General features: G+C 33.4%; 22 protein-coding genes and 1 pseudogene. 11 read left to right on the top strand and 12 right to left on the bottom strand.

What is annotated here, in order from left to right; genetic code table 11:
* Window positions 1-88: 88 nt before the first annotated feature.
* Complete coding sequence (locus ACPWTF_RS16650) at window positions 89-1,054, bottom strand: GlxA family transcriptional regulator (protein WP_427872211.1); 966 nt, start codon at window positions 1,052-1,054, stop codon at window positions 89-91.
* A gap of 141 nt (window positions 1,055-1,195) precedes the next feature.
* Here ACPWTF_RS16650 and ACPWTF_RS16655 point away from each other — a divergent pair, with 141 nt between their 5' ends.
* From ACPWTF_RS16655 to serB, 7 genes are all read left to right on the top strand, one after another.
* Window positions 1,196-1,606, top strand: a complete 411-nt coding sequence (locus tag ACPWTF_RS16655) for a VOC family protein (protein WP_379796175.1) — start codon at window positions 1,196-1,198, stop codon at window positions 1,604-1,606.
* 35 nt (window positions 1,607-1,641) lie between these two features.
* The gene (locus ACPWTF_RS16660) at window positions 1,642-2,046 is read left to right on the top strand and encodes an SRPBCC family protein (protein WP_379796177.1); all 405 of its coding nucleotides are present in this window, start codon (window positions 1,642-1,644) and stop codon (window positions 2,044-2,046) included.
* Window positions 2,047-2,162: 116 nt separating this feature from the next.
* Window positions 2,163-2,573 carry a VOC family protein gene (locus ACPWTF_RS16665; protein WP_111283865.1) on the top strand — a complete coding sequence of 137 codons (411 nt, stop codon included), beginning with the start codon at window positions 2,163-2,165 and terminating at the stop codon, window positions 2,571-2,573.
* 1 nt (window position 2,574) lies between these two features.
* Window positions 2,575-2,763 carry a hypothetical protein gene (locus ACPWTF_RS16670; RefSeq protein WP_427872212.1) on the top strand — a complete coding sequence of 63 codons (189 nt, stop codon included), beginning with the start codon at window positions 2,575-2,577 and terminating at the stop codon, window positions 2,761-2,763.
* A 31-nt stretch (window positions 2,764-2,794) separates the two neighbouring features.
* Window positions 2,795-3,016 carry a hypothetical protein gene (locus ACPWTF_RS16675; RefSeq protein WP_427872213.1) on the top strand — a complete coding sequence of 74 codons (222 nt, stop codon included), beginning with the start codon at window positions 2,795-2,797 and terminating at the stop codon, window positions 3,014-3,016.
* A gap of 93 nt (window positions 3,017-3,109) precedes the next feature.
* Window positions 3,110-3,547 (top strand): VOC family protein, encoded by a 438-nt coding sequence (locus tag ACPWTF_RS16680; protein ID WP_379796186.1) that lies wholly within the window; start codon window positions 3,110-3,112, stop codon window positions 3,545-3,547.
* 156 nt (window positions 3,548-3,703) lie between these two features.
* Window positions 3,704-4,933, top strand: a complete 1,230-nt coding sequence (gene serB, locus ACPWTF_RS16685; RefSeq protein WP_427872214.1) for a phosphoserine phosphatase SerB — start codon at window positions 3,704-3,706, stop codon at window positions 4,931-4,933.
* Between the two features lie 306 nt (window positions 4,934-5,239).
* Here the strand turns inward: serB and ACPWTF_RS16690 are convergent, their stop codons facing one another.
* The 4 genes and pseudogenes from ACPWTF_RS16690 to ACPWTF_RS16705 form a co-directional block, all read right to left on the bottom strand.
* Window positions 5,240-5,641: a hypothetical protein gene (locus ACPWTF_RS16690; protein ID WP_427872215.1), complete on the bottom strand. Its 402-nt coding sequence runs from the start codon at window positions 5,639-5,641 to the stop codon at window positions 5,240-5,242.
* Window positions 5,642-5,655: 14 nt separating this feature from the next.
* Window positions 5,656-5,898, bottom strand: coding sequence for a redox-active disulfide protein 2 (locus tag ACPWTF_RS16695; protein ID WP_427872216.1), 243 nt, complete (start codon window positions 5,896-5,898; stop codon window positions 5,656-5,658).
* A 33-nt stretch (window positions 5,899-5,931) separates the two neighbouring features.
* Window positions 5,932-6,333, bottom strand: a complete 402-nt coding sequence (locus ACPWTF_RS16700) for an NTF2 fold immunity protein (RefSeq protein ID WP_427872217.1) — start codon at window positions 6,331-6,333, stop codon at window positions 5,932-5,934.
* 16 nt (window positions 6,334-6,349) lie between these two features.
* Window positions 6,350-7,860 (bottom strand): annotated as a pseudogene (locus tag ACPWTF_RS16705) (GH3 auxin-responsive promoter family protein).
* A 242-nt stretch (window positions 7,861-8,102) separates the two neighbouring features.
* Between ACPWTF_RS16705 and ACPWTF_RS16710 the strand changes: the two are divergent.
* Together ACPWTF_RS16710 and ACPWTF_RS16715 are read left to right on the top strand one after the other, a co-directional pair.
* A complete protein-coding gene (locus ACPWTF_RS16710) occupies window positions 8,103-8,897 on the top strand; it encodes a DUF2797 domain-containing protein (RefSeq protein ID WP_095927858.1) in 795 nt (264 codons plus the stop codon).
* A gap of 249 nt (window positions 8,898-9,146) precedes the next feature.
* On the top strand, window positions 9,147-10,229 hold the full coding sequence (locus ACPWTF_RS16715) for a glycosyltransferase family 9 protein (protein WP_427872218.1): 1,083 nt from the start codon (window positions 9,147-9,149) through the stop codon (window positions 10,227-10,229).
* A 136-nt stretch (window positions 10,230-10,365) separates the two neighbouring features.
* On the opposite strand, the gene ACPWTF_RS16720 is transcribed toward ACPWTF_RS16715, so the two are convergent.
* The 4 genes from ACPWTF_RS16720 to sppA all read right to left on the bottom strand — a co-directional run bounded on the left by ACPWTF_RS16720 (window position 10,366) and on the right by sppA (window position 15,856).
* The gene (locus tag ACPWTF_RS16720; RefSeq protein WP_427872219.1) at window positions 10,366-12,963 is read right to left on the bottom strand and encodes an AsmA-like C-terminal region-containing protein; all 2,598 of its coding nucleotides are present in this window, start codon (window positions 12,961-12,963) and stop codon (window positions 10,366-10,368) included.
* 176 nt (window positions 12,964-13,139) lie between these two features.
* Window positions 13,140-13,871: an alpha/beta hydrolase gene (locus ACPWTF_RS16725; RefSeq protein WP_427872220.1), complete on the bottom strand. Its 732-nt coding sequence runs from the start codon at window positions 13,869-13,871 to the stop codon at window positions 13,140-13,142.
* The gene (locus tag ACPWTF_RS16730) at window positions 13,868-14,086 is read right to left on the bottom strand and encodes a hypothetical protein (protein ID WP_427872221.1); all 219 of its coding nucleotides are present in this window, start codon (window positions 14,084-14,086) and stop codon (window positions 13,868-13,870) included. The genes ACPWTF_RS16725 and ACPWTF_RS16730 overlap by 4 nt, the downstream gene beginning before the upstream one ends.
* A 12-nt stretch (window positions 14,087-14,098) precedes the next feature.
* A complete protein-coding gene (sppA, locus tag ACPWTF_RS16735; protein ID WP_427872222.1) occupies window positions 14,099-15,856 on the bottom strand; it encodes a signal peptide peptidase SppA in 1,758 nt (585 codons plus the stop codon).
* A 138-nt stretch (window positions 15,857-15,994) separates the two neighbouring features.
* On the opposite strand from sppA, the gene folK reads away from it, so the two are divergent.
* Window positions 15,995-17,128, top strand: coding sequence for a 2-amino-4-hydroxy-6-hydroxymethyldihydropteridine diphosphokinase (folK, locus tag ACPWTF_RS16740; RefSeq protein ID WP_427872223.1), 1,134 nt, complete (start codon window positions 15,995-15,997; stop codon window positions 17,126-17,128).
* A 92-nt stretch (window positions 17,129-17,220) separates the two neighbouring features.
* On the opposite strand, the gene ACPWTF_RS16745 is transcribed toward folK, so the two are convergent.
* The 3 genes from ACPWTF_RS16745 to ACPWTF_RS16755 form a co-directional block, all read right to left on the bottom strand.
* Entirely contained in the window at window positions 17,221-20,535 is a 3,315-nt protein-coding gene (locus tag ACPWTF_RS16745) for a T9SS type B sorting domain-containing protein (protein ID WP_427872224.1), read from the bottom strand.
* 110 nt (window positions 20,536-20,645) lie between these two features.
* On the bottom strand, window positions 20,646-21,182 hold the full coding sequence (locus ACPWTF_RS16750) for an RNA methyltransferase (RefSeq protein ID WP_427872225.1): 537 nt from the start codon (window positions 21,180-21,182) through the stop codon (window positions 20,646-20,648).
* Window positions 21,183-21,257: 75 nt separating this feature from the next.
* Window positions 21,258-21,689, bottom strand: coding sequence for a DUF1573 domain-containing protein (locus ACPWTF_RS16755; protein WP_095927851.1), 432 nt, complete (start codon window positions 21,687-21,689; stop codon window positions 21,258-21,260).
* Between the two features lie 156 nt (window positions 21,690-21,845).
* On the opposite strand from ACPWTF_RS16755, the gene mutS reads away from it, so the two are divergent.
* Window positions 21,846-24,452 carry a DNA mismatch repair protein MutS gene (mutS, locus tag ACPWTF_RS16760; RefSeq protein ID WP_427872226.1) on the top strand — a complete coding sequence of 869 codons (2,607 nt, stop codon included), beginning with the start codon at window positions 21,846-21,848 and terminating at the stop codon, window positions 24,450-24,452.
* Window positions 24,453-24,515: the final 63 nt, after the last annotated feature.

The following is a 24,515-nucleotide window of genomic DNA, read 5'->3' on the forward strand; positions in this document are numbered from 1 at the left end:
TTTTTAGCCGTAGTTTTTGTTTATCGGGAATACAGTGTAGAGCAGGACAAAACGTTCTGATGAAAATGAATTGATCTGCTTCTAAAAATTACTGCACTCTAAATTTCTCTCGATATTCAATTGGTTTCATACCGACCATTTTATAAAATACTTTTCTAAAAGCTTTTGGGTCGTTATAGCCGGTTTTTTCGATAATTTCTGAAATCGAAAGTTGGGTTTGTTCTAAGTATTTCTTCGAACTTTCTACTCTGATATTCTGTAAATATTCAATCGGAGGAATTCCTGTCACTTGTTTGAAACGACGAGTCATGTTTCGGGCACTTGTTGGGATATCTTTTGTGATTTCTTCCAGTTTTTCGATAGAATGATACTGATTTTCAATTTTTTGCTGTAAAAGTGCAACTAAGGAATCATTGTGTAAATGATTGGGTCTGAAGGTGCTGAAATAACTTTGTTTGTATCGATTCAAATCAATTGAAAATATTTTAGCAATTTTAACTGCCATTTCGTTACCGCAGAATTTCTGAACCAAAAGAATCAATAAATGAAAGGTTGAGGTAGATCCGCCGCTGGTGTATAAACTTCCGTCTGCAGTCAAAGTTTCCTCAGGTTTTAATTTTACCATCGGAAAAGCTTTGGTAAAGGCACTGCAAGCGTCAACATGTGTTGTGGCCAATTTTTCGTTCAATAAACCAGAAGCAGCAAACAAAAAAGCTCCAGTGCAAAAACTGGCTAATTCGGCTCCGGCTTTATGCTGTTTTTGCAGCCACGGAATAAAGCTTTTATTCTTTTTAATCATCTCGCTCATATTATCGGTAGTAAAAGCGGGAATCAAAATGAGGTCTAAAATAATATCAGAAGTTTCAATTTCGTTAGAAGTATAACCAAATATCTTTCCTTGATCCGATTGTTCTTTAGATTGAAAAATCATGATTTCGAATGGTTTTTCGATTCCCGAACTTAATTTATTGGTTGTTTCGAATACTTCTAAAATAGCCGCAATACTTAATAATTTATAGTCGTGAGGCACGATTAATCCTAATTTCTTGCTCATGATTTTGATTGTTTTGAAAATTTCACATCCAGGCAAAAATAAGCATTTTGTCTTAAATGCCCCTAAAAATGACTTTTATTGGCATTTTTAAGTAATCTTAAAAAATTAAATTTGTTTTAATTAATTCGTAATTTTATCAATATGAAAACAAAAATCTTCTTAAATCTTGCTGTAAAAGATTTGAACAAGGCAGTGTCTTTTTACAACGGACTTGGTTTTTCAACCAATCCGAAATTCACAAACGAAAAAGGAGCTTGCATAGTTATTGACGAAAATATATTTGTAATGATATTGGTAGAAGAGTTTTATAAAACCTTTACTAATAAGCAGATTTGTGATTCTGCTACAACAAGCGAAGTTCTTATTTCGATTTCTCTTGATTCTCGTAAACAAGTAGATGAAATGCTTGAAAAAGCTGTTAAAGCTGGAGGAACAGATTATATTGAAGCAAAAGATTACGGATGGATGTATCAAAGAACTTTTCTAGATGTAGACGGACATCACTGGGAAGTTTTCTTTATGGATGAAAGTCAGATTCCAGCTAACATGTAATAATCAATTAACAAATCACAAAAAAAACGATAAAAATGATAACAATAAAAAACACTGTCAACGCATCTCTTGATAAAGTTTGGAATTTTTGGAATACTCCAGAACACATTACAAAATGGAGTTTTGCATCTCCCGATTGGCACACACCTTATGCTGAAGCAGATTTGAGAGAAGGAGGCAAGTTCAAATCGACTATGGCAGCCAAAGACGGAAGCATGAGTTTTGATTTTGGAGGAGAATTTACTTTGGTTAAACCAAACGAAGCACTTTCGTATGTTCTGGGAGACGGAAGAAAAGTTGAAATTACTTTTACAGAAACTCCAGACGGTGTAGAAATCGTTGAAAGTTTTGATCCAGAAACACAAAATCCAGAAGAAATGCAGCGTGCAGGCTGGCAGGCAATTCTGGATAATTTTAAAAGTTACGTTGAGGCTAATTAGTTTTTAGGTTTAAAGGCTCAAAGTAACAAAGGTTCAAAGATTACAAACTTAAATAGCTTATATCACTTATATGGTTTAAAAGAAATAAATATCTAACCCAACAAAAAAAACAAAAAATGACAAAACAAATATGGTTGAATCTTCCTGTAAAGGATGTGGCAAAAGCGAAAGATTTTTTCTGGAAAATAGGTTTTTCGTTTAATGAACAGCATGACACGCCAAGTTCGACGTGCATGGTGGTAGGTGAAGGACATTTTGTAGTAATGCTTTTTGAAGAAATGCTTTTTTCAAGCTTTTCGCAAAATAGTATTACAGATACGAAATTAAGCTCAGAAGTGTTGATTTCGATTGATGCAGAAAGCAGGGAAGAAGTAGATGAACTAGCAGAGAAAGTCAAAGAAGCTGGCGGAAACGTTTTTGCTCCTCCTGCCGAAAGTCAGGGTTGGATGTACGGCTGTGGTTTTGCCGATTTGGATGGTCATCGTTGGAATGTTTTATTTATGGATTTTAGCAAATTACCAGGTTAAGATGGAAAAATTAGTGTTTAATATCGATATAAAGGCTCCAAAAGAAAAGATTTGGAAAGTCTTATGGGACGATGAAACGTACAGAAAATGGACAAGCGTTTTTGCCGAAGGAAGTTACGCTGAGTCAACTTGGAACGAAGGGGACAAAATTTATTTTTTAGGTTACTGGAGGAGCAGATGGAATGAATAGTCTGATTGAGACCAAAATTCCGAATGAATATATGGCTTTTAAGCATCTTGGCGAAATCAAGGATCATAAAGAAGTACCACCAAATGCAGAAACAGAAAAATGGAGCGGTGCAATGGAAACTTACAGACTGACTCAAAAAGGAGATGTTGTAGATCTTCATATTGAGGTAGATGTAATTGAAAAACATATTGATTACTTCAAAGATGCGTTTCCGAAAGCGGTGGAATTAATTAAAGAATTGTCTGAGAAGTAAAAGTTAGAAGAAAGAGAATAGAATAAAGAATAAAGAATAAAGAATAAAGAGGAGAGATGGAAGGTAGATAATTAACAATTAAAAAGAAATATCATGGCAACAGCAGTCAATCCATATTTAATGTTTAACGGAACATGTGAAGAGGCATTTCTGTTTTATAAATCAGTTTTTGGTGGAGATTTTCCGTACATCGGAAAATATAAAGATGCACCAGCAGAAGAAGGAGAAGTACTTTCTGAGGAAGCTCTAAATAGAATTATGCATGTTTCTCTTCCAATTGGAAATACTATTTTAATGGGAAGTGACAGTCATCCGAGATACGGAGATGTAGGTTTTGGAGATAATTTTTCGATTTCCATTAATGCAGAAAGTAGAGAAGATGCCGATAAAATTTTTAACGGACTTTCGGCTGGAGGAAAAGTAGAAATGCAGATGAACGACACTTTTTGGGGATCTTATTTTGGAATGTTTAAAGATAAATTCGGCATCAACTGGATGGTAAGTTTTGATAAAAATGAAGGAATGAAATAACTTAAAAGTTACGTTATTTTAATAATAAAAGATAATTGTTAAATTACTCGAAAAAGCACATTTATATGTGCTTTTTCTTTTCAAAAAAACAAGGATTATTCTTTTTTATCAACGAGAGATTGCCGATTTTTGTCGCTTCATAATCAAGAAAGAAAAATGGCAGCAGAAGATAAAGAAATAATTTTATTAAAAGTTTCAGGACACGATAAAATTGGGGTTACAGCAGGTTTAACGGCTGTTTTGGCAGCGTATGATGCTAATATATTAGATATTGGGCAGGCCGATATTCATGATACGCTTTCTTTAGGAATTTTGTTCGAAATTGCTGCAGGTTCTTCTTCGGCTCCCGTTTTAAAAGATCTTTTGTTTAAAGCATACGAATTGGAAATCAAAGTAAAATTTATTCCGATTTCTATCGAAGATTACGAAACGTGGGTAAAATCACAATCAAAACAACGTTATATCATCAATATTTTGGGTGAGAAACTTGCGGCTTCACAATTGTCTGCAGTAACTCAAATATTGTCAGACCAAAATTTAAATATCGATTCTATTATCCGATTAACAGGGAGAACTTCAATTGTAGAAAAAGAAGAATATCCGCGTTCTTGTATTCAATTGTCTGTAACAGGCGAAATTGTAAATAAGATCATCATGACGGCGAGTTTTATGGAGATCTCTAGAACGCTAAACGTTGATATTTCATTCCAAGAAGATAATATTTATAGAAGAAACCGTCGTTTGGTTTGCTTCGATATGGATTCGACTTTAATTCAAACCGAAGTAATCGATGAGCTTGCAGAATTGAATGGTGTTGGAGATCAAGTTCGAGCGATTACAGAATCGGCTATGAATGGCGAAATTGATTTCAACGAAAGTTTCAAAAAACGTATGGCTCTTCTTGAGGGTTTAAGCGAAGAAGTTCTACAAAACGTTGCTGTAAATCTGCCAATAACACAAGGAGCACATCGTTTAATGAAAGCCTTAAAATATTACGGCTATAAAACCGCAATTCTATCTGGAGGATTTACTTATTTTGGAGAATATCTTCAAAAAGAGCTAGGAATAGATTACGTTCACGCCAATCAATTAGAAATAAAAGACGGTAAACTGACCGGTAAATATATAGGCGATATCATAGACGGCCAGAAAAAAGCTGAATATCTAAAAGCAATTGCCGAAAAAGAAGGAATTCACATCAATCAAACCATCGCAGTTGGAGACGGAGCCAACGATTTACCAATGCTAAACTTAGCAGGTTTAGGAATCGCTTTCCACGCCAAACCAAAAGTAAAAGAAAGCGCCTCAACTTCAATTTCAAGTTTAGGTCTTGATGGTGTTTTATATCTTTTAGGATATCACGATAGATATATCGATATGATGTAATTTACAAGTTGTCACCCTGAGCGAAGTCGAAGGGCTTTCATGTAGAAAAGGCTTTGACTTCGCTCAGCCTGACAAATTAGCCCATTTTTTGTCATCCCGAGGAACGAGGGATCTCCACAAGTAGCTCGACAATCAAAATAAAAAACAAACCTCAGTCTCTTCAAATAAAAGAGCTGAGGTTTTTTATATGGGCATGTTTCGCCGCGGCGAATCGGGGGCTATCCGTTACAATCTTTTTATTTTTAAAGAAAAAATAAAAAAGATTTCCACTTCTATCCCTCATGCGGGTTTAGTGGAATTTCGATTTTAAATTATATCAAAATTAAAATCAACTTTGGTTCTAACGTGATATCCCTCATGTTCTCCGCAAAGCCATTTTGGAGATTTTAGAATCACATTTTTAAAATCTTGTTTTGCTTTGTTTTTAATGTCACTATTAAAGACGACTTCATTTATCGAGCCATCCATTTCAACAACAAAATTTAGAGAAATAAATCCTTTAAAATTTTTGCCTGTTTTTGTTTTCTTGAAGTTTTCTAAAATATATGCTACAAATTTAGCTTTGCCATCAGTAAATTCAGGCTTAACTTGAACTGCTTCAAAATCATAAAGTTTTTTCTGAATGTTGCTTAGTGGTTCAGTCTCTTGCGAATTTGATTTTTGTACTAAAAAGATAAAAAAGAAAAAGAGAAATAGTTTTTTAGTCATAAAGAGCGATATTTTTATTCACGAGATTCCAATTCCTTTTTAATCTCTTTTAAATTCTTAATATTCAAAAAAAGAATAGGCAACAAAGCTATCGGAATAACGTTCATGGCGCTAAAGCCTTTCATGAAAACAATGAATAGATTAAGAACGAACAGCATAAAAAGCACAACACAGAATATAGTATTCACAGTTTTTAATGTCTTCTGATTTTTAATCAGTTCTTCAGTAGTCATATCGCTGAATTTGGTATCCTTCATTTTGTATAATTTTTATTTAAGAAAATTAAATAGTTATTTGGAATGACTGATTTTTAAAACTTTTGCATTCCTAGCATCAATTATAATTAGAAATGTTCCGCCCTGTTCTCCCCACATTAACGTTCCGTTAATAACATAATGATTATAAATTAGATTTACTTCATAAGGTTTTTGATGTTTAATTTCATCTTCTCCATAAATATTAAAAAGAATAGGCTCTGCGATTTTGATTGCAGTTTGATTATCCTTGATGAGTAATTTTTTGTTATCGACATAATTGTCCTTCCTTGGATTTTCAAGAGCATCTTTTAATTCAAATTCAGCCTGATCACTTCCAAACTTTGAATGAGAACAGCAACTGAAAATAAGAATTAAAAGAAGAGCAATTAGAATTTTAACCTCAATTTCTCTTTTAGATAAAAATTTCTTGATCAAATGAGTTAGATATAAATTAGCACATTTCTTTTAACTGCTCCAAATAATCTCTCTGATTCGATAATCTCGGAATCTTATGTTGGCCGCCCAATTTATCTCTTTCTTTCAGCCAATCATAAAAAAGATTTTCACGAGCTACATTAATCACCAAAGGATTAAGAGTCATATTGTTGTAACGTTTTGCTTCGTAATCTGAGTTTAAAGTCTGCAACGTTTCGTCTAAAACTTTTTGGAAAAGACCAACATCAGCAGGATGTTTCTTAAATTCAATCATCCATTCGTGAGCGCCTTTTTCTTTGTCTTGCATAAAAATAGGAGCTACTGTATAATCGATCACTTCAGTTTGGGTTACCTGACAAGCTTTTGCAATAGCCTGATCAGTATTTTCTACCATTAATTCTTCACCAAAAACATTAATATGATGTTTGGTTCTTCCCGTAACTCTAATTCTGTACGGATTTAAAGAAGTAAAACGAACCGTATCGCCAATCAAATAACGCCACAAACCAGAATTGGTAGTAATAACAATGGCGTAATTTTTATTCAATTCTACATCGGCCAGGCGAACTACTTTTTGGTTTGGAGTTCCAAAAGTATCCATCGGAATAAATTCGTAGAAAATTCCATAGTCCAACATCAACAATAAATCGCTTGAGTTATTTAAATCCTGAATAGCAAAGAACCCTTCAGAAGCGTTGTAGATTTCATAATATTTAAAATCTTTACTTGGTAAAATTTTCTTGTATTGTTCTTTGTACGGGGAAAAACTTACTCCGCCATGAAAATAGACTTCAAGATTCGGCCAAATTTCCAATAAACTCTGTTTGCCAGTATTTTCTAAAACTTTATTCATTAAGACCAGCATCCAAGATGGAACTCCTGCAAAACTGGTTACGTTTTCATTTTTAGTTTCGTTGATAATAGCAGCCATTTTAGTTTCCCATTCGCTCATTAAGGAAGTTTTACTGCTAGGCGTACTGCTAAATTCAGCCCAAATAGGCATGTTTTCAATCAAAATTGCCGATAAATCGCCAAAGAAAGTGTTGTTGTTTTCGTAAATCTGAGAACTTCCTCCCAAACGAAGGCTTTTTCCTAAAAACAATTCAGAATCTTCATTATTATTCAAATAAAGACACAAAAGGTCTTTACTTCCTTTATAATGACAATCTTCCAAAGCTTCGTTACTTACTGGAATAAATTTACTTTTTGCATTTGTGGTTCCGCTAGATTTGGCAAACCATTTAATTGGCGTTTCCCAAAACACATTTTGTTCGCCCAAACGCGTACGTTCGATTAGCGGCTGTAATTCTTCATAAGTTGCAATTGGAACTCTTTCTGCAAAGGTTTGATAAGAGTTAATACTCGAGAAATCATATTGTTTTCCAATAACCGTATTTTCAGATGCCGTCAATAAGTTGTGCAATAATTCTTCCTGAACTTCATTTGGGTATTTTAAAAAAAGCTCTATTTGATGAATCCTTTGTTTAAGGACCAAGATGCAAACGAATTGATAATAGATAAAGGCATGAATCTGTTTTTTAGTTAGCTAATTTTAGGTTTTAAATCTTACAATCTCTGTAAAACAAAAAACTTAAAATTTGAATATCGATAGACAAATAGTAACTTTGTCTTCATATCAAAAATAATATTTTTTTGTAATAAACAATTCGATTTTAGGTAAAGATTCTACCTAATAAGTCGAATTTTAACACAAAAAATTTTAAATCTTTTGAGAAGTCTAAATCAGCAATTATAAATAAAAAATACGAATGCAATATCAAGGTGTACTCACAAAAATGCAAACCGAACTTGGAAGTCCAATTCAATATTATTTGGTTTTCGAAGATAGTTTCTTAAATGTTAATCAATTATTAGATAAAGAAATTGAAATCAATTTTGTGGGCTGTCAATGCTTAAATTGCGGTAAAAAGAAAAAAATATACCGACAAGGTTTCTGTTACGAGTGTTTTTATTCAAGCCCTGCAGTAGGAGATTGGATTATGAGACCAGAATTGAGTACAGCGCATTTAGGAATTGCAGATAGAGATTTAGAATATGAATCAAAAGCGCAATTGCAACCACACGTGGTGTATTTGGCTTCGGCTTGTGAAATAAAAGTTGGAGTGACTCGCAAATCGCAAGTTCCAACTCGTTGGATCGATCAAGGTGCTTCTCAAGCGATTGCCATTGTTGAGGTTCCAAATCGATATTTGGCAGGAATAACAGAGGTAGCATTAAAAGACCATTATACAGACAAAACCAATTGGAGAAAAATGTTGCAAAACGCTGTTGAAAGTTTTGATTTAATCGCAGAGAAAGCAAAAATTGAAAGTTTAATTCCAACAGAAGTTAGAGATTATTTCTATGCTGAAAAAAATGATGTTTACGAACTTCAATATCCCGTTTTGAGTTATCCGGCTAAAGTGAACAGTTTAAACTTGGATAAAACACCTTCTTTTAGCGGAAAATTAACTGGTATTAAAGGTCAATATTTACTATTTGAGGACGGTACCGTTTTTAATATTCGCGGTTCGGAAGGGTATGTGGTTTCAATAAATGTCTAGGTTTTCTAAGGAGTTGTCGATGTTTATTGCATAATCGTCTATTAATTTGTTAATTCTGTGATAATTTATTGTAATTTTAGCTCAATTCCAAAACACAAAAAGGTGTAAATGATGATACATTTGGTTACAATTTTGTAACAAATGCTTATTGGAAGAATTTATTTTTAGATAATAAAAGAAGGTAGATTTGAGACTGCCACTATTTCTAAAATTTAATTAAGATTTTATAATTAATAAATTATTCCATAAATGAGTGTTTTAAGCAAAATAAACGTACACAGACGTAGCATAATGCGGAATCTGACTAAGAATGTTGGAAAGACAAATATGCAGGACGATTTTATTTTGGTCGATAAGAGCGAGATCAAAAAAGTTCTGATCTGTAGACCAAATGGAAGATTAGGAAACCTTTTGTTAATCACGCCACTTGTTCAAGAAGTGTCTGAAATGTTTCCAAATTGTAAAATTGATTTATTTGTAAAAGGAACTTTGGCACCAATTATTTTTGAAAAATACGATACTGTTGACAAAATAATTCATCTGCCTAAAAAACCATTTAAAAGTTTGTTGGCCTATTCAAAAGTCTGGATTTCATTAAAGAGAACACCATATGATTTAGCGATTAACGTAGATCAAAACTCTTCTTCTGGACGATTAGCAGTTCAATTTTCAAATGCCAAATACAAGTTTTTTGGAGACTCGAATGAGGAAGAAACAGAGCATAAAAGTGATTTTGAACATATTGCAAAATATCCTGTTTATAATTTTCGCAATTATCTTTCAAAATTGAGACTACCAACAAACAGCAACAAAATAATTGCTCCTTTAGAACTTAAATTATCTGCTTCTGAAATTGCAGAAGGCAGAAAGATATTAGGAGAGCTGACGAATAACGATAAAAAGACGATCTGTATTTTTACCTATGCAACAGGAACAAAATGCCTGTCGGAGGAATGGTGGGAAAAATTTTATTCTCAACTTACTTCAGAGTATAAAGACTATAATATTATTGAGATTTTGCCTGTAGAGAATGTGTCGCAAATTGGGTTTAAAGCACCAACATTTTACAGTAAAGATATTCGAGAAATAGGATCTGTTATTGCAAATGCAGATTTGTTTATTGGTGCTGACAGCGGAATTATGCATTTATCAAGTTCGGTACATACACCAACTATTGGATTGTTTTCTGTATCTAATTTGAAAAAATATGAACCGTATGACAATTGCAGTATTGGAATAGATGTCAATCTCTACACGAAAAAACAATACATAAAAACAATAAATTCAATTTTGAATAACGGTAGATTAAATTTTTATTCAAGAGCAATATAATAACAAAAAAAAATCCTGTTCGAATGAACAGGATTTTTTTTTTAAAGATGCTAAGTTTCTAAGATACTGAGATTCTAAGTTTTTTAAGCTTTAGAGAAACTCAGTATCTTAGAACCTTAGCATCTTAGCAACTTTTTTATGGATTCTTCTTCTTAAACAATCCATTCAATAAATCACTCGCTTTTTTTGTTACTTCCTGAGTTTTTTGCTCTTTCTCAGTTTTAGCAGCTTGAGTTGTATCTTTCGCTTTAGTATTTTTATTGATTAAATCTGTAAGCGCAGTAGTTCCTTTTTGAGTCAGTTTTTCTTTTTGCTGATTAACCAATTGTGTAGTCAAATTGCTTACAGCAGCTTTCATATCTGTACTGATCTTAGGATTTGAAAAGTTACCCGTCAAAGCGGCATTAATTGGAATGTTTTCCAATTTTGCAGCATCAGCAGGAGATAATTTTGCAATTAAATTATTGGCTTCAGTTCCTAAATATTTAGCAGGAACATCAAATTTTAGAGTATAATTCATAGTTTGATCGAAACCATGAGTTCCTCCAACCGTTACTTTAATATCTTGGTATTTAATATCAAAAGGTTTAACATTTACTTTTCCATTATCAAAAGTTAAAGCAGCTTTAATGTCATTCAGATTCACTTTATTTAAATCAAGAAACTTAACATTAGAACTTAATGCAGTAAGTAAAGTAGAGTTACTCGAGTTTACTGTAGTAGATAGTAATTGGCCAATTAAATCTCCTGAAATTGATTTAAGATCTGGGGTTAATTCTTTGGCATCCAAATTACCGTTCAATTTGATAGTCGAATTTAATTTTCCGTTGATGATTCCCGCAATTGGAGCGATTTTTTTCATCATGTCCAACTGTGTAAAAGTCTGTGCAATATCAACTTGATTGAAACCTAAGTTCATATCAAACGTTGGTACTTTTTCTTTTGTAGAAACGGCTCCGTTAAGACCAATTGATCCGCCGAAGATATTTGTTTTAAAGTTTTGAAGAGTTGCTTTCTCGTCTTTAATAATTAATGTTCCAGCAACATCCTGAAGTTTTAAATTATCGTATAAAACAGTTGTAGCTTTAGCATTTAAAGTACAGTTTAAGAAAGCCGGAATCTTCATCGCTTCAGCTGGTTTCGCTTCTGATTTTGCAGTTGCAGGTTCGCCAGAAGTCATAAAATCATCAACAGCCAATTGTTTTGAGCTCATGTTGAAATTTCCTCTTAGTTCTTGTTTTTTAAACATAAAACCATAGAAATTTTCTAGAACTCCGTTAATACTAATATCACTTTTTCCAGTTGTAGCATCAAATTGTTTTAAGTTGATTTTGCTCGGATTAAATTCGACCAACGCTGTACTAATGTTCATTGCTTTATTGTTTTCATCAGTATATTTAAATCCTGACAAACTCATTGTACCCGCATTTTTTATGTTTTGATATTGACTTTTCTCTACAGATGCCATATCAAAATTTGTAGTTACGTCGGCTTTTAAAATACCTGCCAAAGGTTTATCCATTTTAATTGGATAGGCTTTCGAAAGATTAGCTAAGTTGATTGTTCCTTTTAAAGCTGCATCAACAATTGGATTTACCGTTATGTTTTTGATATTCGCTTTAGCGCTAAAAACATCCTGGTCAATTCTGAAAGATAACTTATCTAAATTAACGTAAGTGTCATTTAAGATTCCGGTTTCATTAATGATTTTCGTATCAATTACAATATTCTGAACCGATTTTGGAAGGTTTGGATATTGGAAAGAAGAGTTGTTTGATGCAATTTTGATATTAAATTTAGGAACTGTCGTATCTGTCAATTCACCCTTTGCAAAACCATTTACAGTAAAATCTCCAGTCGTTTTTACACCTTCTAAACTAGATGCGTATGCTGAAGGAATTAAACCTAAGAAGTTAGTAAACGATGAAGTAGGCGTTTTGAATTTCAAATCGTAAATCTGAGCTTTTTCAGTCATTTGAATAAATCCATCAAACTCTAAAGGCAGTTGGTTGATTAAAGCTTTATTTTCTTTGAAAGTATATTTGCTCTTATCTAAATCAATTCCAAGAACGGCGTCTAAAGTCAGTTTCACATTTTTCATGTAATTCATTTTATCCATGTCCAATGAAACTTTTGCAGTAGATTTTGTTGTCAAATCTAATTTTGAATTGGTAAAATCTCCAGTTCCTTCGTGGTTTAAACTGTCAATTACCATTTTAATTTTAGAACCTTGATCGATGTATCTAAAAGTAAAATTCTCAATCTTATAGTTTTGAATTTTAAGCGCAAGTGGTTTGCTTGCTTCATCTTTTTTATCTTCTTTTTTGTCTTTTAAGGCAATATCGAAGTTTCCGACACCATCTTTATTGAAAATAATGTTTATTAATCCGTTTGTAGAACTGATTCCCTGAATGCTTAAAGGTTCATCTTTTCCTTTGAAAAGTTCTTTAACGCTCATTTTTAAATTTAATTCTCCTAAAGAAACCAATGTGTCTCCTTCAAAAGGAGCTTTGTTGATGATAACTAATTTCTCGATTCCAACCGTTGCATTTGGAAAATTTTTAAATAAACTTAAATCGGCATCTGTAAAACTTACTTTAGCGTCAACACTTTCGTTAATTGCTTCGACGATTTTAGATTTGATTTGGTCTTTAAACAAAAACGGAATGGCAAATAAGGCAGCAACAAATACCACAATAACTATGGCACTTATTTTTAAAACTTTTTTTAGCATATATTAATAGATTTGAGGGTTAACATTTTAAAATCGACTCCTGCAAAAATAGTTTTTTTTACTACAGTTTGCAGATAAAGTTTTCTTAAAAAAGTAAGAATTTTATTAAAATTGCTAAATAAAAAAAATCCGTTAAGAACTATTTTCAAAACGGATTTTTAAGTGAATTTATTTTATTATTTCTGAATAAAAGAAACTATCTTCTCAACCAAGACTTCCGAAATAGGAAGTGTTTCATTGTTGTACGTAGCCAAATTACCTTCCTGATTGCCATCAACAATTTTCATGATATGATTCATTTTATCAATAATCTGCAAATCTGCATTTTTGTTGGCTTGTTTTAAATTCTCTGCATCTTTTACTGCAATTTGAATATCATTATTTCCTTGTACTAGTAAAACAGGAATAGTCAGTTTTTGTATTTCGGTCTGCGGATTGTATTTAAACCACGAAATCAAATAGGGTTGAATGCTTGGCCTGAAAAGAGAATTCAGCATTGGATCAATTTTTTTAACCTGAAATCCATTTTTTAAACTATCAATAATCGGAAAAGTCATATCGTTTAACTGTTTCATTGATTTGGCACCAATCTGTGTTTTCAGAATTTGATCTGCCGGTTCGCCCGCGCCCGCAATAGATACAAATTTGTCTGCTTTTGCACTGGCAACCATTCCGATTAAAGAGCCTTCACTATGACCAATGATGATTATTTTAGAAAAACGCTTGTCTTGTTTCAAGTAATTAATCCAGCTTTTAGCATCTTGAATATAATTTTCGAAAACTAGACTGCCTTCAGATCCGCCTGCTGCTTTACTTTCTCCTATAGCCCTTTTGTCATATCGCAAAGAGGCAATTCCGTTTTTAGCCAAAGCTTCTGCCAGCATTTTCAACGAATTGTTTTTCATCATCGGATTATTCCCGTTTCTGTCTGTTGGCCAGAGCCAGCAATGATTAAAGCAACCGGAAATTTTTTAGTTAAATCTGGAGTTGTCAGCGTACCAAAAATCTGGTCGTTGTTAATTTTTAATATAGCGGGTGTTTCCTTAAACGTGATTTCTTTTTTGTCTTGAGCATTTATGAAACTCCAAAACAAAACCGTTAAAAAAAGAATTACTTTATTCATCTTTTAATTGAATTAATAAATATTGATTCCGTAAGGCAATATCGTTTGCACTCCTTTTTGTTTTTGAAATTTCTTAACCTGCTCGATAAGAAGATAGTTTTCTTCGCCGATTTCTTCTTTTATAAAAGCTTCTTTAGATCTTGCAAAAGGGAGATTAGAAAGAAGATCGTTTAGTGTTTTTTCGTATTCAGGATAATTCTGAGTACTGTATTTTTTTACTTTAGCAATTTTAGCAGCTTCAGCAATCGCATCATTCAATCCGCCAATTTTATCCACCAAACCAATTTTTAAAGCTTCAGTTCCTGACCAAACGCGACCTTGCGCAATTGAGTCGACTTGTGCAAAAGTCATTTTTCGACCTTCGGCAACATGACTTACAAAAGTGTTGTATACTTTCTCGACTCCTTCTAAAGTAAAAGCTTTGAATTTTTCATCTACAGGCACAAACGGACTGTAGTTTGCTGAGTTTTCATGCGTTTTAACTTGTTCAGAATTGATTCCTAATTTGTTAGCCAATGGACTAAAGTTTGGCAGCATTCCGAAAACTCCAATTGATCCTGTAATGGTATTGTTTTCAGCAAAAATTGTATTGGCGTTACAAGCAATATAATAACCGCCAGAAGCCGCATAATTACCCATAGAAACCACAACAGGTTTAACTTTTTTAGTAATTTCAATTTCCCTCCAGATTAAATCAGAAGTTAGCGCACTTCCGCCTGGGCTGTCAATTCTAAGAACGATTGCTTTAACATCATCATTTTTTCTCGCTTCTTGCAAAGAACGGCGCATAGAACCTTCTCCAATTGTATTTACATCTCCTTCACCGCTTCCAATTTCGCCTTGAGCGTAAATAATCGCAATCTGATCGCTTGAAGTATCGGCTAAAGCTGTTGTTACATGATTTTGAGTGTAATCTGAGATTGAAATTTTGTTGTAATCTTCATCTTTATCTACTTTTAGAACTTTTCTAATGGCATCGTGATAAACATCTTCGTAAGCAATAATATCTACTAAATGCTGCTGTTTTGCCATTTCTGGAGTTCTAGCCAAAAGACCGTTTGCAATTTCGTTTAATTTTGGTAACGGAATATTTCTGCTTTTTGAAATATCTGCCGAAACGATACCCCAAATAGAGTTTAAAAGTGCAGTAATCTGCTCTCTATTAGCATCGCTCATTTTATTGTCTAAGAAAGGTTCAACGGCACTTTTGTATTTTCCGTGACGAATTACCTCCATATGAATTCCAGATTTATCTTGAAAATCTTTGAAAAACATAACTTCAGAAGAAAGTCCTTTAAAATCTAAATCTCCAGCTGGATTTAGATAAATGGTATTGGCAACAGAGTTTAAGTAATATTCTTTTTGAGAATACGTATTGGCATAAGCCCAGACAAATTTTCCAGATTTTTTGAAGCTTTCCAGAGCATTTCTTAAATCTTTATATTGTGCAAGTCCAAGAGACGATTCATCATTTAAGATCGAGATTCCTTTGATGTTATCGTCTTTTTTTGCCGCTTCAATAGCGTTAATTACATCGGTTAGACCAATGCCTTTTTGTTCAGAAAAACGAGTTACCCATGGATCTTTATATTTTCCTGCGTAATCGTTTTTAATTTCTTTTAAATTTAATTCAATAACCGAATTAGATTTAACAGAGACACTGTCGTCACCGCCAAAAACAACTCCGATAAAGATTACTCCAAAAAAGAAGAGCATAATAAAAACAAAAATACCAATAACTGTGGCAATTACATTTCCTAAAAACTTCATATGTATATTTTTTTAATAAGTAGCAAAAAAGGGCAAAATGTTACAAACTAGACATCTAAATTTAGGATTGTATTTGAGACGTCGTTTCACAAATATATTGGTTAATTCTAAAATAGTTTTAGTTAATTTGCATTAATTATGAAATTACAGCATCAAGTCGTTTTATCGATAGGCAGCAACCAAGGCAGCAGACTAGAAAACATTCAAAATTGTATTGATTTAATACATCAAAATGTGGGGACTGTTATCGAGGTTTCAAAACTTTACGAAACTCCTGCGTGGGGATTTGAAAGTGATGCTTTTTATAATTGTGCACTTCTTTTGCACACCAATTCATCTGCGCAAAAAGTATTAAATCAAATTTTAAAAGTCGAAAAAGAACTAGGAAGAATTCGCTTGAATCAAGAAGGGTATCAGTCTAGAATTATTGATGTCGATTTGATTGCTTTTGATAACGAAATAATCGATACGGAAAAACTTCAAATCCCGCATCCGCTAATGCAGAACAGGAATTTTGTTTTACTTCCAATGCAGGATTTAAAGTTAAGTTGGAAACATCCGATTTTACAAAAAACAATTCCCGAATTGATTGCCGTAACTCCAGATGATAGTGTTTGTACAGTTGTGCAGAATCTGAAAAGTCCGATTGCAAAAATTCCTTTAAATCAATTTAATTATGTTGCTTTTGAAGGAAATATTGGGGCAGGAAAAACTACTTTGGTGCATAAAATAGCCGAAGATTTTAACGGAAAAACTGTTTTGGAACGTTTTGCAGATAATCCATTTTTGCCCAAATTCTATAAAGATCAAAATAGATACGCGTTTCCTCTAGAAATGTCTTTTCTAGCGGACCGTTATCAGCAATTGGCCGATGATTTGGCGCAATTTGATTTGTTTAAAGATTTTATAGTTGCCGATTATCATATTTTTAAATCTTTGATTTTTGCGAAAATAACGCTTGCCGAAGATGAATATCGTTTGTATAGAAATCTGTTTGATATCATTTATAAAGAAATGCCAAAACCAGATTTGTATGTTTATTTGTATCAAAATACAGAACGACTTCTTCAAAATATAAAAAAACGCGGACGTATTTACGAACAGAATATTGAAGGATCCTATTTGGATAAAATCAATAATGGGTATTTGGAATACATAAAATCTCAAACCGATTTGAATGTTTTAATCATTGATGTTTCAGACCGAGATTTTGTAAAAAAACACGAAGATTATCTTTATATATTAAATGAAATTAAGAAGAAGCTGTGCTAATGTGTTAATTAGAAAATGTGTCAATTAGATAATCTTCTAAACAATGGTTTAAATTATCTAATTATCAAATTGACATATTCTCTCGTTAAAAACTATCTTTTCAAAGTAAAATGTCCTCTTAAAATAGGCATTGAATCATCTACTTTTAAAGCATACCAATAATCTGAAGCAGGAAGCGGAACTTGATTTAAAGTACCGTCCCAAGTCATTTTGAAACGGCTTAATTGTGCTATCAATTTTCCGTAGCGGTCAAAAATCGTAACGACCGCCTGAGGATAATTTTCCATTCCGGTTACTTCCCAAACATCGTTGTAAGTATCGTTGTTTGGTGTGAAAAATGGAGGAAAAACGAGCACTACAAATTGTTTGGTATTTTGCCCGCAGCCACTTTTTTCTCGTGCATACGCAGTTTGTAATCCGCCAGGAACATCGTAGAAAATAGTGGAATCTTGAAAATTGACACCATCCACAGAATATTCATAATAATCTTCTGCTTTTACAGGGTAGATAATAGCTCTTGTTCCTTCAACATCAATTCGCGCAATTTGAGGAATTTTATGCTCCTCGACTATAATTGTTTTTGTGCTCGTGCAATTTTCAGGAGACGGACTTGTAACGGCTACCGTGTATGTTCCGCCAGTGCTAACAGTAGTAGTTTGAGTTGTAGCTCCATTTGACCATAAATAATTCATTCCAGAAATTCCAGCATCTAATGTTATGGTCTTAAATTCGCACAATGGCAAAGTTTCATCAGTAACAGCTGGAGGTGTGTAAATCTCGATATTTATTGGAGTTCTTGTTGGGTTGATGCATCCACTATTTGATGCTTCGGCATAATAAGTGGTATTGGATGAAATTGTTGGAGTGGTAAAAGTTGTTCCAACATAAAGACTAGTTCCTCCAGTTGCTGAAGCATACCAATTTATAGAACCAATATTTGAAGTTGCTTTAATAGTCAGAGTTCCTGGGCCACAATTGGTATAGGTGTCTCGTTCTGCAATAGGAGTCGAAGGAGTTATATTTACAGTTGCAGTTATTGATTTTCGGTTTAGTTCGCAACCTGCATCAACATAATAAGTGGTTGTTGTATGTATTGGTGGAGTGGTGTAGGTAGGTCCAGTTTCTAATAAATTTCCTCCTGTAGCGGCATCGTACCAGTTAATCGTACCAGCATTTGCGGTTGCAGTTAAAGTAAAACTTCCTGAGTTGCAAACGGGACTCAGATTGCTAGCTGGTGTTGCCACAGGAATGGTAATTTTGGTACTGGTTGCAATCTGTAAAGGAGTTTCGCCCGGCATTCCGCCATATTCTACCACATATCCTTTTGGCTGATAATCTCCAGAGGTATCTCCTGCATTTGATAAGTCGTTCCAAGAGCCACGTATTCCTACACCAGGCTGTGTAATGTGAGCGTAATCTTCATCGCCTTGTTGGTTGGGTTCATTTGTGTTCCAAAAAGCATAATTTGGTGTTGATCCGTTTGCGTTTCCATTCCAAAAAATAGTTCCTGTTTCAGTGCCCGTAACCCATTTCCAGACTCCTTCAGTTTCGGCATCGCTGCCTCCAATCCATCCCGTTCCAGAAGCTTGCTCGCCAATTAGTTTTGCTTCATCAGCAGATAATATAGTGGCTAAATAACCTTGAAGACCATAATAAGTACGAGCCGCTGCCGCATCTCTTGCCGCTGTCCATGTTATTCCGATACTTGGAACATATTCATAATAATGCTGTGTAGAGGGTAAATAATTTGCTTTACCCATTGTGATAGAAAATGTCCTGATTCCAGAAGCTGTTGCAGAAGAATTTGTAAAGGCAACATCTTTAATAGCGGCAACAAAATCGGAATATAAAACATCGGCTCCAGTGGTAGTGCTAGATAATGTTAGTTTTCCTGCCACAGGATCCCAACTTGTGGTAATGTTAGAATGAGCTGTAGGATTTAAAAGTACAAGTTTATCAAAACCGCTAGAATATCCAGAAGAAATTTGAATGTAAATGGCTTCGGTTCCAATTTCAGAAGGATCATTTGTTATGGTTACGTCTGTTGCAATTTTTATAGTTTCTTGAGGACAATATAATTGATCACCAATAGCTTTAATTACTGGCGGAGCCACAGCCGAAAATTTACTGCAATCGTTAGAATAAGTAGCTGTATTGTCTTTGTAAGCAGACCAATTGGCATTAGAATAATTTGCGTTGTCTACTTGAATGCAGCTAAGGCTTGGGTTGGAGACAAAACTTAAATTATTAAGTAGAGTATTGTTTCCGTTTTTTAAATTCAAAGAAGTTAATGAATTGCTATTGCAAATAAAGCTTATTAACTCAGGATTTTTAGAAACATCTAAAGAAGTTAATAATGTGTTAGAACAATATAACTGTGTTAGTTTGGGGTTTTTAGAAGTATCAATATTGGAAATCTTTGTCGAACTAAAAGATAATGATGCTAAATCGCTATTATTTGTAACATCTAGATTGGATATTGGATTACTACCAATATTTAAATGGATCAAACGTAAATGCTTTGTTACATCGATGCTAGTTAATTGATTATTGCCAGCATCTATAATAAATAATTGAAGATTTTTAGAAATGTCCAACGCACTTACTTTATTGCTATTTAAAGTTAAAGTTTTTAAAATCGGATTATTACTGACATCTAAACTTGTTAGCTGATTGCCATCGCAGGATATGCCTTGAATAATAGTATTTTGACTAACATCTAGAGTGGTTAATTTATTGAAACTGCAATTTAAATTATCAAGATTTATGTTTTTGCTGATATTAAGATTCGTTAATTGGTTGTAATTGCAGGCTAAACCGATTAATGCTGTATTGTTTGATAAATCTATATCTGTTAATTTGTTTCTGTCGAAAGATAAATGTTTTAATGCTGTGTTTTGGGTTACATCTAGATTTGTAAGATTGTTGCCGCCGCAATTAAAAACGGCTAAAAGGTTATTGTTAGATATGTTGATGCTACTTAATTTGTTTCCATTTAAATGTAGTTCAGTTAAATTGGTGTTTTTTGATAAATCAAGACTGGTTAGATTGTTGAAATTGCAACTTAGAAGCTTTAGCTTCGTGTTTTTGGTGATATTTAAATAGCTGATTTTGTTATTCCTATCAGGGTCATTATTGGTTGCTCCTAAGTCTAAATATTCCAGATTTGTAAAGTTTTCTATTCCGGTTAGATCTGAAATATTTTTTCCTTGTAGCACTAATGTCTTCAGATTAATAATATTTGCAGTCAGAACTTGACCATCAATAGTGCTATCAATATTTAAATCGATTAAAGCTTGTTCAAAATTAGAATCGGGAATTGAAGTATATTGTTGTGCAAATCCAATAAAACTGGACAGCAGTAAAATGAATAAAAAAGATGCTTTTAAGAAATGATTATTTTTCATTTTATAAAAGTATCAATTTTATAATAATAAAAAAATATATTTACATTTCTAACATTTTAAAGCTTAAAAATATTGTAAAATCACACTTTTTTAATAAAAATGGATTGTTTTTATTCTGGCCAGTTCATCTTTTGAAATAAATCCCAAACCACAATTCCAGCGCTTACAGAAATATTAAGAGAGTGTTTGGTTCCAAGTTGCGGAATTTCAATGCATCCGTCGCAGATTGCTACGGCTTCTTGCGAAACGCCATAAACTTCATTTCCAAAAACTAAAGCATATTTCTGGTCTTTTTTGATTTTAAAATCTTGAAGAAATATCGAACTTTCAACCTGCTCAATTGCCATTGTAAGAACATTTTCTTTCTTTAAGTTTTCGATAACTTCCAAAACATTTTCGTGATGTTCCCAAGCAACAGTTTCGGTTGCGCCAAGAGCAGTTTTATGGATTTCCTTATTTGGAGGAGTTGCGGTGATTCCGCATAAGATTATTTTTTCAATCAAAAACGCATCAGCAGTTCTAAAAACAGAACCAATATTGTGTAGGCTTCTAATATCGTCTAAAACTAATATTAAAGGTGTTTTCTCCGATTTTTTAAAATCTTCAATAGATTTACGGTCTAGTTCGCTGTTTTCGAGTTTTCTCATTGTTTTTGAATTGTAGTCATAAAAAAAGCTTCCAAAGATAAGGAAGCTTTTTGATTATTTTAAATGTTTTTCAGATTAGCTTTTTACTGGATCTGGTAAAACAGTACCTTTAATAGTAAGGATTTTTGTAGGTTGTCCTTCTGCGTTAGAAGTTACAGTTACAGTTTTTGTAAAAGCACCAACTCTATCAGTAGCATATTTTACACCAATAACACCTTTAGCTCCTGGAGCGATTGGTTCTTTTGGAGTAGTTGGAACAGTACATCCGCAAGATCCTGTAGTGTTAGTAATGATTAATGGCTTAGTTCCGTTGTTTACAAAAACGAATTCACGTTTTCCATCAGCATTGTGAGCGATAGTTCCGTAATCAATAGTTTCAGTTTCGAAAGCCATTCCAGCTCCTTCAACTTTAGCAACTTTAGCCGCTTTAGCTTTTTTAGTTGTTTGTGCATTAGTAGCCGTAATACCAGCTACAGCTAACATAGCGAATAAGATTATTTTTTTCATCTTTAAGGGTCTTTTTTAATGATAAACAAAGCTATGTAAAAATCTTATACTACAACCTAAAAAAATCTTAAAATATTTTAATTTTTGAAGCTTTTCATATGCGGCTAAAAAAGCATAAATTCGCTGTCTTAATTTTTCATTTAAAAACATTACAATTTGGCAGCTAAAGAGAAAGTGGTGAAGGAAACACCTTTAATGAAACAGTACAACGAAATCAAGGCTAAATATCCTGATGCATGTCTGCTTTTCAGAGTAGGAGATTTTTATGAAACCTTTGGAGAAGACGCCATTCGAGCTTCTAAGATTTTAGGAATAACATTAACTAAAAGAGGTGCAGGATCTGATACAGAAACGGCGCTTGCGGGCTTTCCACATCATTCTGTTAATACTTATTTGCCAAAATTGGTAAAAGCTGGACTTCGTGTTGCAATCTGTGATCAGCTGGAAGATCCAAAAATGACCAAAACAATTGTAAAAAGAGGGGTAACAGAATTGGTAACTCCTGGAGTTTCTTTGAATGACGAGGTTTTACAATCGAAATCAAATAACTTTTTAGCATCTGTTTATTTTGCTAATAAAAATATCGGAATTTCATTTTTAGATGTTTCAACTGGAGAGTTTTTAACGGCTCAAGGAAATGCAGAATATATTGATAAATTGTTGCAGAACTTTAACCCAAGCGAGGTTTTGGTTGCAAAGAATAATAAGAATGATTTTAAAACTGCTTTTGGAGAAGATTTTCATAGTTTCTACCTAGAAGATTGGATTTATAAAGAAGATTACGCTTTAGAAACTTTAACAAAGCATTTTCAGACGAATTCCTTAAAAGGATTTGGTGTTGAAGAATTAAAAGAAGGAATTATTGCTTCTGGAGCAATTTTATATTATTTGTCAGAGACGCAGCATAATCGTGTGCAGCATATTACGGCAATTCAGCGTATTGCGGAAGATGCTTACGTGTGGATGGATCGTTTTACGATTCGAAACTTGGAATTGTATCATAGTTATAATCCAAATGCAGTTACGCTTTTGGACGTTATCGATAAAACGCTTTCTCCAATGGGAGGTCGTTTGTTGAAACGTTGGTTGGCATTGCCTTTAAAAGACGCTAATAAAATAAAAGGACGACATGAAGTAGTAGCGTATTTAAAGTCAAATCCTGAAATTCTGCATAATATCCAATATCAGATTAAACAGATTTCAGATTTAGAGCGTTTGATTTCTAAAATTGCTGCAGGAAAAGTTTCGCCAAGAGAAATTGTGTATTTAAAGGAATCTTTAGATGCCATTATTCCGATTAAAACTCTTGCGCTGGAAAGTCCGCAAGAAGCGGTAAAAGTTATCGGAGACAGTTTACATGCTTGTGATTTGCTTCGCGAAAAAATTAAAACGACATTAAACCAAGATGCGCCAGTTGCAATCTCAAAAGGAAATGCGATTGCAGCAGGAATAAATGAAGAACTGGATGAATTGCGTGCGATTTCAACTTCAGGAAAAGAATTTTTAGAAGGAATTGAAAAAAGAGAATCTGAAAGGACAGGAATTTCTTCATTGAAAATTTCTTTTAACAATGTTTTCGGGTACTATATTGAAGTTAGAAATACGCACAAAGATAAAGTTCCAGAAGAATGGATTCGTAAACAGACTTTGGTAAATGCAGAGCGTTATATTACCGAAGAATTGAAAGAATATGAAACCAAAATTTTAGGAGCAGAAGAAAAGATCTATAAAATAGAAAGTGAGCTTTTTGAGCAATTGGTAGCTTGGATTTCGACTTACATCAAACCAGTTCAAATGAACGCGTATTTGATTGCGCAACTAGATTGTTTATGCTCGTTTACGCAAATGGCTGTCGAAAATCAATATGTGCAGCCAGAAATTGATGATACATTCGAATTGGATATCAAAAACGGAAGACACCCCGTAATCGAAAAGCAATTGCCAGTTGGAACGCCATATATTGCCAATGATGTTTTCTTAGACAGAGAAACGCAGCAGATTATTATGATTACCGGGCCAAACATGTCGGGTAAGTCGGCGATTTTAAGGCAAACGGCTCTAATTGTACTTTTGGCTCAAATGGGAAGTTTTGTTCCTGCTGATAGTGTTAGAATGGGAATTGTCGATAAGATCTTTACCAGAGTAGGAGCTTCAGATAATATCTCTATGGGAGAATCTACTTTTATGGTCGAAATGAACGAAACGGCTTCGATCTTGAATAATATTTCAGATAGAAGTTTAGTGCTGTTAGATGAGATTGGAAGAGGAACAAGTACCTACGACGGAATCTCGATTGCTTGGGCAATTGCTGAATTCTTGCACGAGCATCCAGGAAGAGCAAAAACGCTTTTTGCAACGCATTATCATGAGCTGAATGAAATGACAGAATCGATGCCGAGAATCCAGAATTTTAATGTGGCGGTGAAAGAATTAAAAGATACCGTTCTTTTTGTTAGAAAGCTGGTAAAAGGAGGAAGCGCACATAGTTTCGGAATTCACGTTGCAAAAATGGCTGGAATGCCTCAGCTGGTTATTTCGAAAGCACAAAAGCTTTTAAAGAAATTAGAAAAGAACCATTCAAGTGATGCTTTAAACGGAATAAAATCTGCTAATGATGAAATGCAGATGAGTTTCTTTAATCTAGATGATCCTTTGTTGGAAGAGATAAAAGAGGAAATTTTGAGCCTCGACATTAATGCAATTACACCAGTAGAAGCATTGATGAAACTGAATGAGATCAAAAGAATGCTGGTTAAAAAATAAAATCTAAAAATTTTCAATTTTAAAGTTTAGGTTATCAGAATGTTATAAAATAAGTGGATTTTT

It is taken from the genome of Flavobacterium sp. MMS24-S5 (assembly GCF_050320125.1).
GTDB classification, from domain to species: domain Bacteria; phylum Bacteroidota; class Bacteroidia; order Flavobacteriales; family Flavobacteriaceae; genus Flavobacterium; species Flavobacterium tyrosinilyticum.